The sequence below is a fragment of the Flavobacterium soyae genome, from assembly GCF_021245985.1.
Classification (GTDB): Bacteria; Bacteroidota; Bacteroidia; order Flavobacteriales; family Flavobacteriaceae; genus Flavobacterium; species Flavobacterium soyae.
This window is the reverse complement of the sequence record NZ_JAJQXA010000002.1, coordinates 44,706-58,156: the sequence shown is the minus strand read 5'-3', so window position 1 is coordinate 58,156 and position 13,451 is coordinate 44,706. Positions and strand designations below refer to the sequence as shown.

Below are 13,451 nucleotides of genomic sequence, written 5' to 3'. Positions count from 1 at the left end.
CTGTGTCGCTGAATATTTTTACCGCTTTTATTTTTATTAATTATAAGTTAAATTATAAATGAAGCCCGGCGTTAATCAGACGCCGGGCCTCCCCCCATACAAACAAATCAAACCATGAATTAATTATTTGTTTCTTATATATTTAAAATTATAGCTGATGCCCCGGTTATAATGAAAATTATTTAATTTTAATAGCATTAATTCAATTATCAATGGCATTTATAATGGAAAAAAATCTGTTCGTTTAACATGTGTGATTACTATTATTTTATTGATTTTCGACTGGAAGTCCGAGGACATCAACTATTTAATATTTTTGCTTAATACATTTTGATCGATTTCATTTTTAAAATCTTTGGTGCTAAAATTTATTAGCGATAAAACAGTCGTTAAACCGATAATTAAGATTTTAAATTTTTCAATGCTTCTCATAATTTTTAACTTTAAAAATTCAATTTTATTAATTTCTGAATCTTTCAACAGCCATTTTCAACTTTTCTGTTATATACGTAAAAGGCTTACTTTTAGATTTAAAAAAAGTAAAAAAAATTGCACTTTTTTTCTAAATTTCATCTAAAAGCTCTGTTTTCTTAAGGTTTAGACTGTTAAAAAAACATTGTTTTTCATAAAAAAAATGAATTATCTTTATCTCAGGTTATAAAATAATGTTCTATATTTTTTTGTTTAAGTTTAAATCCAAATCTATGAATCAAGAAGAACTGTTAGTTTTAATTTACAAAAAAGACGAAAGAGCTTTTACCCATTTGTACGATATGTACTCTAAAAGTTTATTTTCAGTCATTAATGTTCTAATCAAAAATCGTGAAGAAGCCGAAGATGTTTTGCAGGAAGTTTTTGTTAAAATCTGGAAAAACATCGATTCTTATAACGAAAGCAAAGGCCGATTTTACACCTGGATCCTCAATATTGCAAGAAACACCTCGATTGACGTACTGAGATCTAAAAATTTTAATAACAACCAAAAAAACCTTTCCTCGGATAATTTCGTAAATCTGTTAGATGACAGTAGTAAGTTAATTAATCGAATTGATACAATTGGAATTCAGGAGTTCGTAAAGAAACTGAAACCAAAATGTATAGAAATTATTGATTTATTATTCTTCAAAGGATATACTCAGCAAGAAGCTTCAGAAGAATTGGCGCTGCCGCTGGGAACTATCAAAACTCAAAACAGAAACTGTATTAACGATTTAAGAAATTATTTAAAAATATAATGGAAGCACAAGAATATATTGAATCAGGAATTCTAGAACTTTATGTTTACGGCTTATTAACCGAAAAGGAGAATCTGGAAATAGCCGAACTGGCAAAAAACAACAAGAAAATAGACGACGAAATAATTGCGATAGAAAGAGCTATTGTTGCTCTGTCGTCAAGCTTCGCTCCTTTCCACTCTGTTGAAAATTTTGAAAAAATTAAAGCTCGTTTAGAACTTAAACATGGTAAAGCTGTCGATTTAAAACCTGCATCAAACTGGACACAATATGTGGGCTGGGCTGCGGCTGTTTTATTACTGTTAGGTTTTGGATACCAAACTTTAGAATTAACTAAATCAAAAGAAGCAATCTCTACTGTTGGAAATGAGAAAAATAAAATAGAAAGAAATTATGCTTTTTTAGATCAGCAGAATAAACAAACTGAAAAAAGTTTAAGCATTGTTAGAGATATTAAAAACACTGGTGTAACTCTTGGCGGTCAGGCTGTTTCTCCAACATCTTTTGCAAAAGTATACTGGAACCAGCAGACAAAAACGACTTATATTGATGCTGCAGGTTTGCCAAAGCCTCCAAAAGGAAAGGTTTATCAGGTTTGGTCTTTAAAATTAAGTCCGGTATTAACGCCTACAAGCATTGGTTTACTGAATAATTTTGAAGGAAATACACAAAAAATATTTGCTGTAAACCAGACAGATTCGGCAGAAGCATTTGGAATTACTTTAGAGCCGGCCGGAGGAAGTCCAACTCCTACAATGGAGCAGTTATATACTTTAGGAAAAGTTTAAAACCTAAAATATTTATAAATTTAAAGCGTATATTAATTACTTTTAATATGCGTTTTTTTATTTCATCAAAAACAAAACTATTCTAAGTTATGAACGGAACTTTACTTTTAAGAATTGCTACTGCAGTAATTCTGCTGACACATTCTGTTTTCGGAATGTTTAATAATTGGATTAATGATTTTGGAAATTTGTATTTAAACCAGATTGGCTTTGCTCCTTTTGGTGTTTTCCTTGCCTGGTCAATTAAACTATCACATATTATTGCTGCCCTGCTTTTACTGTTTAACAAATATGTAAAACCGGCAGGATTTGTAACGATTTTTATCCTGATTATGGGAATTATTTTGGTTCATTTTCAGGAAGGCTGGTTTGTTGTGGGCGGCGGAAGAAATGGTGTAGAATACAATTTTTTATTGATTTGTGTTCTATTAGCAATAATGTATCCAAACGGGCTTAAGTTAAATTCTAAATAGCTTTATAGATATGGAAATAACTTGCAAAAACTGCCAACAGGTTTATAGAGGCCATTACTGTAATAATTGTGGTCAAAGTGCCGAAACGCATAAAATAAATGCACATTTTTTGTGGCATGATATTCAGCATGGTTTACTGCATTTTGATAAGGGAATTTTGTATTCCTTAAAGCAATTATTTAGCAGGCCGGGACATTCTATCCGTGAATTTATTGAAGGTAAGCGTGCCAGACATTTTAAACCCCTTTCGCTTGTTGCTGTTTTAGCAACGTTATACGGTTTAATGTATCATTATTTTCATATCAACCTATATTCTTACAGCGGTAATGTTGAGGGAATAAATTATTCTGAATTTAATGAATGGACATCAACACATTTTTCATGGATTACAATAGCCACAATTCCTATTTATTCGATTGGAACTTATATTTGTTTTAAAAAACAAGGTTACAATTTTGTTGAGTTTTTCGTTCTCAATACTTTTAAGGCTTCACAGCGGTTATTTGCCCATATTATTACGTTTCCGTTTTTACTATACTTTAACGGAACACCTAAAATTACTTTGTTTGTTAAAATTTTATATATAATTGATGTCCTTTTGATTTTCTGGACTAATATTCAATTTTTCAATAAAATCTCCAAGCTCAAAGCATTACTGCTGTCGATTCTAAGTCATCTTATATTTTTGACTATTTTCTATCTAATCGTTATTGTAGTAGTTTTAATGATAACCAAATTTTAAAACGAACTATTTCTAAATTAAAAGAAGCTGTCCTTTTGAGACAGCCTCTTTTTTATTGACATATTTCTTTGCTCCACAGGAACATTTCATTGGTAGAAAAATTATATTGTTATAATGGTTTACGTTCCGTAGGAACGTTTGATTTTTGACATTGTTTTTTAATAATCTGATCTGTCAAACGTTCCTACAGAACGTAAATGTGGCTTATTTTTATTTTTTTCTACCTGCGAAACATTCCTATGGAATGATAAATCGGATATCAAAAGGGGATTAATTAAATAATTATGAAGAAAGAGGCTGTCTCAACATTTTGAGACAGCCTCTTTCTTCATATCAAAAAAACTACTTTTTAGTTTTATAGAACTTTTTATAACTCGGATATGTTATCGCGGCAATTGCAGCAATTGTTCCCATACTGTAATAAATCCAGTTTAATGAATGGGCTTCGCCGCTTGCGTAAGAATGCAGACCAACTAAGTGGAAGTTTACTCCATAATACGTAAATAAAATAGAGATAAACCCAAACATACTCATTACGTTAAAGAACCATTTTCCACGTAAAGCCGGAACAAAACGAGCGTGAATTACAAAAGCATAAATCATAATAGAGATTAAAGCCCAGGTTTCTTTAGGGTCCCATCCCCAGTAACGTCCCCAGCTTTCGTTTGCCCATTGTCCTCCAAGGAAGTTACCAATGGTAAGCATAATTAAACCAATTGTTAATGCCATTTCGTTGATATATGTAATCTCTTTTACGTTCAGGCTCATTTTAGCTTTATTCTTTTCATTGGTAAAGAAAATCAAAACCAAGGCTACAAAACCTAAAATCATTCCTAAAGCAAAAGGCCCGTAACTTGCTACAATTACTGCAACGTGAATCATTAACCAATATGAATTAAGAACCGGCTGTAAATTTGCAATTTCAGGATCGATCCAGTTCATGTAAGCCGCCATTAAAATCATTGCCGTTACAAAGGCAGATGAAGCAACGGTAAGTTTAGATTTTCTGTCGAATGCCAAACCAAAGAACATTGTTGCCCAGGCCACATAAACAATCGATTCATAAGCATTACTCCAAGGTGCGTGTCCCGAAATATACCAGCGTGCAATTAATCCTAATGTATGAAGCGCAAATAAAAGCCCAATAATGATATGGAAACCATTAACGGTTATACGAAGCCATTTCTTCTCAAAAAAGATATTTACGATCGTAAAAATCAACATTAAAATAGAAGCTGTAATGTACCAATACGGCAGTACTTTAAAAACGTCGTATTTGTTATAAGCAATTTCGGCATCAATTTTTTGCTCACTCGGGCGTACTTTAGCTCCAAATTTCTTTTGAAAACCGTTAATACTTTCTACCAATTGATCGGCTGTATCCCAATTTTTAGAAATAGAACCATTATTTAAGGCGCTGAAATATAAGGGAAGAATTTGGTTTACATAAGTAGAATCCATTCCTTTAAAACCATCATTGTTGCGTTCTAAATACGAAACCCACTTGTGATTTGGGTCATTTGGAACAGGGAAAATTTTCAGGATGCTTCCGCTTAAAGCAGATTCCATTAAATTTACTTTTTTATCTGTTTCGATAAAATCTTTCTCAAACTGATTTGGATTTGCCGCTTTATATGCTGCATCTAAATAGGGAGAAAGTTTATAATTTCCGTTTTGATCAAAGAAGTTAACAAACGGAGCAAATTTTGCCTCTTTATCAACACCAATAATCTTACGAATACTGTCGTTTCCTGATTTAATATAAATAAGCGGAATCTGAATCCAAACCTGAGCGTATTGTGTCATTGACAAAAATACCTGATCAGAGTTCATTCCGTTGTAAGTATCAGCGTGACTTACTTTTCGAAGTAATTCAGATGAAAACGTATTAATAGGCTTCATACGTCCGCCGGCATCCTGAATAATCAAACGGCCAAATTTTGCAGCATGTGTCTCTGGAGCTTTATAAATCGTCAACAACGAATCTAATTGTTTTTGACTTGGCGGAGCAGTAACGTGATTTGCGTGATCGTTTGGATCTTCAGTATGATTATGGCCATGCTCATGCGAATGTACATGAGGATTTTGCTGTGCGAAACCGCTCAAACTAATCATTAAAACTAAAATGGTAATTAGTTTTTCTTTTTTCTTTTTCACATTTTCCAGTTTACGTTTTAAGTCAGCAAAACGAGAATGTTTTGTAAACATAATAGCCATTAAACCAAAAAACAGCATAAAATATCCTAAATACGTGATAGAAGTTCCCCAAAAATCGTGGTTTACAGATAAAACGGTTCCTTTTTCGTCTGGATCAAATGAAGATTGAAAGAAACGATATCCTTTATGATCTAAAACGTGGTTCATATAAATATCGGCATCAAAAGTTTCTGTAGAATCCTGAACGGTAACTTTACTTTCAAAAGCAGAATAACTTTTTTCTGTTCCCGGATATTTCGTTGCAATAAAGTCATTCAGTTTAACTCTAAAAGGCAAAACATACGCTTTACTTCCGTAAAATATAGAATACTCGATTTTACCAATTTTTACTGTTTTTGGTTCTCCAACACTTCCTTTAGAGCCCATCACCATTACTTCTTTTTCCTGTCCTTCTGCTTTTACTTTTACAACTAAGGCATCAGTATGAGATTTTGCTTTGAAATCGTTACTCGATTCATAATCCACTTTTCCTTTCATTGCAGGATCTGGAAAAACAATTCTAATATCTCCAATACTATATAAAGAACGCATCATTAATGGCTGAACGTTATCTTTGGTAACTTTTCCTTTCAGTTGATCTGCCATTCGCATAAATTCACCTTCAAAAGGAGTTTGAATCGTGTATTTTTCGCCGGTTGTATTAATATTGATTGCGCCTTCTGTAGGTTTATTTAAAGCAAATAAAACATTATGAATATTTTGAACTTCTCCTTCTTTTAGAAAATGCTCTTCACGACCGCCTGCACCCGCTTCAACTAATTTAAGATATAAAGTTCCGTTAGGATCTGGTTTTACCACTTCCTTTGCTCCCATTATATATTTTGAATATGAAACTTCAAACGGAGTCTCGTCAAATTTTCCTGAAATAGAGAAATCATTATTGGTAACAGGAGAAAGTAAAAGGCTTTTTTCAAAAACTCTTCGTTTCATTTCACCTTTATATTCGCCATCAGCAAAAACAGTTAAAAACGTTTTGTCTGAATAAATCTGATTTTCTGATGCGCCTTCACGAATTGGCATCATCCCTTCATAACTGATATAACGTGTAATAAAAGCTCCTAAAATGATAAAAACAAAGGCTATATGAAGTAAAAAAGTAGCCCATTTTTCTTTTTTCAATAATTGATAACGCTTGATATTTCCAAAGAAATTAATCATAAAAATGAACATTATAGCTTCAAACCACCAGGTATTATATATTAAAATTCTGGCTGTATCAGTATTATATTTACTTTCAATAAAAGTTCCAACACCCATTGCTATTGCGAATGTTAAAAAAAGAACGGCCATTAATCGTGTAGAAAACAAAAAAGAGAATATTTTTTTATCCATTTTTAAGGAATTACATTGTATAAAAGTGGCACAAAAATACTTAAAAATGTTGATTTGAGGCGGATGTTATTTGTTAATAAAAACCAAATATAAGGGATTGAATAATGGGCCGCAGATGACACAGATTAAACGGATTATTTAAGTTGATTCTTAAACCTTTATAATTAAGCAACTATGGATTTTTTAAGACAAAGAAGAATAAAAATCTGTTTAATCTGTGTCATCTGTGGCCAAACTTTCCCCTTACCATATTTTCTTTAGAAAAAATAATGTTAATTTTGCGTTTATGATTCGAATAACGATTATTGGTTCCGGAAATGTAGCACAGCATTTAATAAAAGCTTTTTCTGCAAGTTCGCTTGTTGAAATTGTACAGGCGTTTTCGAGAAAAAAGGAAGCATTGAGTCATCTTCTGGATTCAGAAAAAATTGTAACTGAATTTACAGCTTTAAAAAACGCCGATTTATATATAATTTCAGTTTCTGATAACGCAATTTCTGAAGTTTCAAGTCAGCTGCCATTTAAAGACCGATTAGTTGTTCATACTTCAGGAACTACTTCAATTGATGTTTTAGATTCAAAAAACAAGAAAGGTGTTTTTTATCCGTTACAGACATTTTCTAAAAATAAAACAATCGATTTTTCGATAATTCCGATTTGCTTAGAAACTAAAAATCAGAATGATTATAAAATTCTGGAAACTGCAGCAAAAAGTATTTCAAATGCTGTTTTCTCCATAAGTTCTGAACAAAGAAAGGCTTTACACGTTGCGGCCGTTTTTGTCAATAATTTTACGAATCATTTGTACCAAATTGGGCAGGAAATCTGTGAAGAACATCAGGTTCCTTTTGAAGTTTTAAAGCCTTTAATTCAGGAAACTGCCGAAAAAATAAAAACTTTAGATCCAATTGACGCTCAGACCGGTCCGGCAAAACGCCGTGATTCTGTCACAACAAATGCGCATTTGGGTTTTATCACAAACGAAAATCAAAAAAATATTTATAAAATACTAACACAATCAATACAGCATAATGGCAAAAAGTTATAAGGAAATGATGAACGACATTACAACATTTATTTTTGATGTTGACGGCGTACTTACAGACAGTTCAGTTTTTGTAACCACAGAAGGAGAAATTCTTCGTACGATGAATATTCGTGACGGTTATGCCATGAAAGCGGCTGTAGAAAGCGGTTACCATGTCTGTATTATTTCTGGTGGAAGTAATGAAGGAGTTCGCGTAAGACTTCGTAATTTAGGAATCACCGATATTCATTTAGGAACTCCAAATAAAGTGGAAACATTCAAAGAGTACACAGATCTTTATAATATTAAGCCTGAACAGGTTTTGTATATGGGCGACGATATTCCGGATTATCATGTAATGAAATTAGTAGGGTTACCCGCCTGTCCGCAGGACGCAAGCCCAGAAATTAAAAATATCTGCCGTTATATTTCACACGTAAAAGGCGGAAAAGGGGCTGCACGCGACGTTATCGAGCAAGTAATGAAAGTACAAGGAAAGTGGATGGAACATTTTAATGGGCAGCACGATTAGGTAATTTTAGATTTCTGATTTTAGATTTCTGATTTTAGATTTTAGATTGTTTTCTAAATCTTTAAAATTTTAAAAGAAAAATCTTAGAACCTTAGCAACTCAGAAGCTTAAAAAAAACTTAGAATCTCAACATCTTAGAACCTTAGAAACTTCAAAAAAAAATGAAATACCTAAAACTAATTCGATATAAAAATCTACTCATGCTTGCTTTTATGCAGGTTTTATTTCGTTATGCTTTTTTAAAACAGCAGGATATTCCTCTGGCTTTAGCAGACTGGCAATACGGACTTTTAGTTTTAAGCACTGTTTTACTGGCTGCAGCGGGTTATGTCATTAATAATATTTATGACGTTGCAACAGATACTATTAATAAACCTCAGGATGTTGTAATTGGTAAAGGAGTTTCAGAAACGGCAGCATTTAATATTTATATCGGACTTAATGTTGCCGGCGTGGCTGTTGGTTTTGTTCTGGCTAATATTATTTTAAGGCCGACATTTGCCTCACTTTTTATTCTGATTGCTTCACTTCTTTATTTTTATGCCACGACATTAAAATCAATTATGATTTTAGGGAATTTTGTAGTGGCGGCTTTACTTGCCGTAAGCGTATTGATAATTGGTGTTTTTGATCTTTTTCCGGCAACAACTTTAGAGAATAAAGCACAAATGGCAAGTTTTTTTTCTATTTTGACAGATTATGCCCTTTTTGCATTTATGATAAATTTTGTGCGTGAAATAGTTAAAGATATTGAAGATATGGACGGAGATTACAATCAAGGAATGAATACTTTACCAATTGCTATTGGAAAAGGCCGGGCTTCGAAAATTGCATTGGGATTTGCTATAATTCCGTTTATTTTATGTCTGCTTTACATTAATAAATACTTCTTTGAAAATAATCTTTTAATAGTAACGTTTTATACGTTTGCTTTTGTTTTAGCACCTTTATTGTATTTTATCGTAAAGATATTCAGCGCCAAAACAAAAAATGATTTTCACCATTTAAGCACCGTTTTAAAATTGATTTTATTCTTCGGAATTTTATCAATCCTGATAATCAGCTTAAATCACCAATACCTTCAAAACCATGCTTAAAGAAAAACTTAAAAAATATAAAATTATCCTGGCATCGGGGTCGCCGCGCAGACAGCAGTTTTTTAAGGATTTAGATCTTGATGTAGAAATTCGCTTAAAAGATGTTGAAGAAATTTATCCTCCTGAATTAAAAGCTGTCGAAATAACTGATTTTCTGGCAAAATTAAAAGCAGATGCATTTGAAGGGGAATTAAATGAAAATGAAATATTAGTTACAAGCGACACAATTGTATGGCATCAGAATAAAGCTTTAGGGAAACCAAAAAATGCCGAAGATGCTTTTGAAATGATCAAATCAATGTCGAATACAACGCATGAAGTTATTACATCTGTTTGTTTTCAAACCAATGCAGCTTCTACCCTTTTGCATGATATTACAAAAGTTACTTTCAAAGATTTATCTGATGAAGCTATTTTATATTATATAGAAAATTATAAACCTTATGATAAAGCCGGTGCTTATGGTATTCAGGAATGGTTTGGTTTTATGGCAGTTACAAAAGTAGAAGGTTCTTATACCAATGTTATGGGACTTCCTACAGCTAAAGTTTACGAATATTTGAGTACTTTAGTGTAAAATTTTATTTATGTTTTCTTTTAAAGAATATACACAGGAAATATTAGCAACCTTAATTCTTCTTATTGCTTTAATTGCTTTAAGAATGATTGTTGCCAAATTAATCCGACGTTTTGCGTCTACAAGTCACTTATTAGAACATCGTACTAATTTGGTTATTAAATACATTCATATTTTAATGAATATTTTGGTAGCTCTAAGTTTAATTGTGATTTGGGGAGTTAATACAGAGGATATCTTTATAACCGTTTCATCAATTACAACCGTTATTGGCGTTGCCATGTTTGCGCAATGGTCGATTTTGAGCAATATTACTTCGGGCATGATTTTGTTTTTTTCATTTCCTTTCAGAATTGGCGATACAATAAAAATTCACGATAAAGATTTCCCTATAGAAGCTGAAATAGAAGACATAAATACCTTTCATATTAGTTTGAGAACAAAAGAAGGTGAAAAAATTATTTTTCCTAATAATCTGCTGCTGCAAAAGGGAATTTCGATCATGCCGGCACAGTACGAAGAAAAAGAATTTTTTGATTAATTTTTTTTTGAATGGAGATTTTATAAAGTATAACTAAAAAGCCAATGCGTTATAATATTTGTTCAATCAATTATAAATTCTCCAAAAATAATTCAACCTTTAAAACTGCCGTTTTATTTCTTTCCGTTTTACCTTGTTAAGCACAAAATTTAATTTTCCCAGACACAGATAGATATCTAATGATGAATCTATACACTGAAAGATTTTCTGGAGAATTCGAAGAATTAAAATAATCTCACAATTTTAAAAATCTTCGTATTATTTCGCTTAAATTTAATAATCTACTTCAAAATAAGCTTAAAAGTATCTGAATGTCACTAAATAAAATAATAATTGTTTTTATTTTTCTTTGCTTTTGTTTTCAAAGCATTAATGCACAGGTAGATAATTCAAAAAAGGACAATAAGCCAAAAAAAGACAGTACAGAGATGTACACCAAAATAAAAAACTATTCTAATAAAAATAAGTTTACTCAAATACTGCATAAACTGCTTTTTAGATCAAAAAAAAATAAAAAAGGAGAAATTATTGAGCCAATTGATACTCTAAACTTTGATGGAAAAATCATTCGGAAAATAAACATTGTAACGCTTGACCCTTTTGGGCATTCGCTTACAGATACAACCGCAATGCCGCGAAACTGGGGAGAAAGAACAGGAAACAAGCTTCATCTTAAAACAAAAAAAATAGCGATTTTTAATCTTCTTTTATTTAAAAGAAACACCCCTTATGATACTTATAAAGTTCAGGAATCTGAGCGTTTAATTCGTGCTCAAAGATATGTTACTGCAGTTAGGATTTCAAATCAATTGGCCGGCAAGGCCTCAGACTCTGTAGATGTTACAATTAGGGTTTTAGACTCATGGAGCACAATTCCGAGGTTTGCAATATCAAGCAGCAAAGTTTCTGCCGGACTTAAAGAAAAAGATTTTTTTGGCACAGGACAACAGCTGGAATATCGTTTTACCAATCGATTTGATGACGGCGCAAATGCTAATGATGTTATATACACTGTTCCGAATATAAAAAACACTTATATAGGTACTACACTGCATTACAACATGGATTTAGACAATAATTATACTAAAAGTATTGATATTGAAAGAGATTTCTATTCGCCTTTAACCCAATGGGCTGGCGGCATTTTTGTTGGGCAGAATTTTAGAAAAGATACTTTGCAGGCCCCGGATATGAGTTACACATCTCAGACTTTTAAAAATAATTTTCAGGATTTATGGTTTGGTAAAGCCACAAAAGTCTATGAAGACGACAATGAAGCCATTACAAATTTAATTACATCTGCTCGTTTTTTAAATGTTAATTACAGCGAATCTCCTGATTCACTGCATGATCCGACTAATTTTTATTCTGATGAAAAACTGCTTTTAACAGGAGTTGGATTAAACACGCGTAAATTTATAAAAGACAATTATATTTTTAGAAATGGTCAGACTGAAGACGTTCCGATTGGGCGTGTTTACGGAATCACATTGGGATATCAATATAAAAATACTATTTGGAGACCTTATGCGGGTGCACAGTTTTCTTTTGGAAATTATTACAAACTAGGTTTTTTAAGTATGAATTTTGAAGCCGGTACCTATTTTCATCAATCAAAAACCTACCAGACCGCTTATTTGTTTGAATCAAATTATTTTACAAAACTTTTTAATCTTGGAACCTGGAAATTAAGACAATTCGTAAATCCGAGAGTAGTTATTGGTGCAAATCGGGAAGAAATAATTGGAGACGAACTGAATATAAATGAGCGAAATGGGCTGGCGGGATTTAACACAGCATTATACGGAACCAGTAAAACCGTTTTATCCTTACAGACACAAACTTATTCTCCTTATGCGCTTTGGGGATTTCGTTTAAATCCGTTTTTTAATTATACCATTGCATTTTTAGGCAGTCCAAAAAATGCAATGTTCGACAGCAAACCTTACTCAAAAATTACTTTAGGCTTATTAATAAGTAATGACTATTTGGTTTTTAGTAATTTTCAACTGTCACTGTCATATTATCCAAGTGTTCCTTTTCAGGGCGATAACGTATTTAAAACCAATACGTTTGAAACAACAGATTATGGTTTACAAAGTTTTGAACTTGCAAAACCCCGAGTTGTTGATTATAGATAATTTAAAAAAATTAGATTTTTTTTAGTTTTTTTTTAATTAGTAAAACTCTTTAAAAATCAATGATTTATAAAATATTTAACAAAAATTCAATCGTTAAAAAGTATGATTTATTCGATGAAATACAATTGCATTTTATTTTTGGCACGATATATGAAAATCTTTAAACAAAGATTAACATTAAACTTTAGAAAAAATGAAAACAATTAAAATAGCAATCGCCGGATTATTTCTTTTGGTTGCAAATGCCACACAAGCTCAGGTATCAGTTAACGTTAATATAGGGACACCTCCAGCTTGGGGACCAGCCGGATATGCTGAAATGGAATATTACTATCTTCCAGATATTGAAGCTTATTATGACGTACGCGCATCTCAATTTATTTATTTTGGAGGAGGAAGATGGGTTAGAACCACTTACTTACCAAGACAATACAGAAATTATGATTTATACGGAGGTTACAAAGTAGTTTTAACAGATTATCATGGAAGAACCCCTTATACTTACTTCGATCGTCATAGAGTAAAATATTATAAAGGATACCACGGTGCTCCACAAAGACCTTACAGACCGAGAGCGGTTTATGGTTACAACGAGCGTCGTTATGATGACAGAGATTACAAGCATTATGACAAACACCACGGTAAGCATCATAACAAACATGACAGATATGACGATGACGACGATGATAACGGTCACGGTCACGGAAGAAGATAACAAATCAAACAGGAGAGCGTATTAAGTTTTAATA

12 protein-coding genes are annotated in these 13,451 nt (G+C 32.2%); 11 read left to right on the top strand and 1 reads right to left on the bottom strand.

Annotated elements, in window-relative coordinates; translation table 11 throughout:
• Positions 1 to 704: 704 nt before the first annotated feature.
• The 4 genes from LUU93_RS02695 (at position 705) to LUU93_RS02680 (ending at position 3,238) form a co-directional block, all read left to right on the top strand.
• Positions 705 to 1,235, top strand: a complete 531-nt coding sequence (locus LUU93_RS02695; RefSeq protein ID WP_232677949.1) for an RNA polymerase sigma factor — start codon at positions 705 to 707, stop codon at positions 1,233 to 1,235.
• Positions 1,235 to 2,023 carry an anti-sigma factor gene (locus tag LUU93_RS02690; protein ID WP_232677947.1) on the top strand — a complete coding sequence of 263 codons (789 nt, stop codon included), beginning with the start codon at positions 1,235 to 1,237 and terminating at the stop codon, positions 2,021 to 2,023. The genes LUU93_RS02695 and LUU93_RS02690 overlap by 1 nt, the downstream gene beginning before the upstream one ends.
• An 89-nt stretch (positions 2,024 to 2,112) precedes the next feature.
• Entirely contained in the window at positions 2,113 to 2,496 is a 384-nt protein-coding gene (locus LUU93_RS02685; protein ID WP_232677944.1) for a DoxX family protein, read from the top strand.
• 10 nt (positions 2,497 to 2,506) lie between these two features.
• Positions 2,507 to 3,238, top strand: coding sequence for a DUF3667 domain-containing protein (locus LUU93_RS02680; RefSeq protein WP_232677942.1), 732 nt, complete (start codon positions 2,507 to 2,509; stop codon positions 3,236 to 3,238).
• Between the two features lie 342 nt (positions 3,239 to 3,580).
• Here the strand turns inward: LUU93_RS02680 and LUU93_RS02675 are convergent, their stop codons facing one another.
• On the bottom strand, positions 3,581 to 6,787 hold the full coding sequence (locus LUU93_RS02675) for a cytochrome c biogenesis protein CcsA (protein WP_232677939.1): 3,207 nt from the start codon (positions 6,785 to 6,787) through the stop codon (positions 3,581 to 3,583).
• A 286-nt stretch (positions 6,788 to 7,073) separates the two neighbouring features.
• On the opposite strand from LUU93_RS02675, the gene LUU93_RS02670 reads away from it, so the two are divergent.
• The 7 genes from LUU93_RS02670 (at position 7,074) to LUU93_RS02640 (ending at position 13,417) form a co-directional block, all read left to right on the top strand.
• On the top strand, positions 7,074 to 7,835 hold the full coding sequence (locus tag LUU93_RS02670) for a Rossmann-like and DUF2520 domain-containing protein (protein ID WP_232677931.1): 762 nt from the start codon (positions 7,074 to 7,076) through the stop codon (positions 7,833 to 7,835).
• Positions 7,819 to 8,346, top strand: a complete 528-nt coding sequence (locus LUU93_RS02665) for a KdsC family phosphatase (RefSeq protein ID WP_232677930.1) — start codon at positions 7,819 to 7,821, stop codon at positions 8,344 to 8,346. The genes LUU93_RS02670 and LUU93_RS02665 overlap by 17 nt, the downstream gene beginning before the upstream one ends.
• A gap of 161 nt (positions 8,347 to 8,507) precedes the next feature.
• Entirely contained in the window at positions 8,508 to 9,443 is a 936-nt protein-coding gene (locus LUU93_RS02660; RefSeq protein ID WP_232677929.1) for a geranylgeranylglycerol-phosphate geranylgeranyltransferase, read from the top strand.
• Complete coding sequence (locus LUU93_RS02655) at positions 9,436 to 10,020, top strand: Maf-like protein (protein WP_232677928.1); 585 nt, start codon at positions 9,436 to 9,438, stop codon at positions 10,018 to 10,020. Before LUU93_RS02660 ends, LUU93_RS02655 begins: the two co-directional genes overlap by 8 nt.
• Positions 10,021 to 10,030: 10 nt before the next feature.
• Entirely contained in the window at positions 10,031 to 10,561 is a 531-nt protein-coding gene (locus LUU93_RS02650; RefSeq protein WP_232677925.1) for a mechanosensitive ion channel domain-containing protein, read from the top strand.
• A 311-nt stretch (positions 10,562 to 10,872) separates the two neighbouring features.
• Positions 10,873 to 12,702, top strand: coding sequence for a BamA/TamA family outer membrane protein (locus LUU93_RS02645; RefSeq protein WP_232677922.1), 1,830 nt, complete (start codon positions 10,873 to 10,875; stop codon positions 12,700 to 12,702).
• A 193-nt stretch (positions 12,703 to 12,895) separates the two neighbouring features.
• A complete protein-coding gene (locus tag LUU93_RS02640; RefSeq protein ID WP_232677919.1) occupies positions 12,896 to 13,417 on the top strand; it encodes a hypothetical protein in 522 nt (173 codons plus the stop codon).
• Positions 13,418 to 13,451: the final 34 nt, after the last annotated feature.

Bases quoted from the DNA above. Each gene is read 5' to 3' on its own strand.
- LUU93_RS02695 (WP_232677949.1), top strand. From the start codon at position 705: ATGAATCAAGAAGAACTGTTAGTTTTAATTTACAAAAAAGACGAAAGA.
- LUU93_RS02690 (WP_232677947.1), top strand. From the start codon at position 1,235: ATGGAAGCACAAGAATATATTGAATCAGGAATTCTAGAACTTTATGTT.
- LUU93_RS02685 (WP_232677944.1), top strand. From the start codon at position 2,113: ATGAACGGAACTTTACTTTTAAGAATTGCTACTGCAGTAATTCTGCTG.
- LUU93_RS02680 (WP_232677942.1), top strand. From the start codon at position 2,507: ATGGAAATAACTTGCAAAAACTGCCAACAGGTTTATAGAGGCCATTAC.
- LUU93_RS02675 (WP_232677939.1), bottom strand. From the start codon at position 6,787: ATGGATAAAAAAATATTCTCTTTTTTGTTTTCTACACGATTAATGGCC.
- LUU93_RS02670 (WP_232677931.1), top strand. From the start codon at position 7,074: ATGATTCGAATAACGATTATTGGTTCCGGAAATGTAGCACAGCATTTA.
- LUU93_RS02665 (WP_232677930.1), top strand. From the start codon at position 7,819: ATGGCAAAAAGTTATAAGGAAATGATGAACGACATTACAACATTTATT.
- LUU93_RS02660 (WP_232677929.1), top strand. From the start codon at position 8,508: ATGAAATACCTAAAACTAATTCGATATAAAAATCTACTCATGCTTGCT.
- LUU93_RS02655 (WP_232677928.1), top strand. From the start codon at position 9,436: ATGCTTAAAGAAAAACTTAAAAAATATAAAATTATCCTGGCATCGGGG.
- LUU93_RS02650 (WP_232677925.1), top strand. From the start codon at position 10,031: ATGTTTTCTTTTAAAGAATATACACAGGAAATATTAGCAACCTTAATT.
- LUU93_RS02645 (WP_232677922.1), top strand. From the start codon at position 10,873: ATGTCACTAAATAAAATAATAATTGTTTTTATTTTTCTTTGCTTTTGT.
- LUU93_RS02640 (WP_232677919.1), top strand. From the start codon at position 12,896: ATGAAAACAATTAAAATAGCAATCGCCGGATTATTTCTTTTGGTTGCA.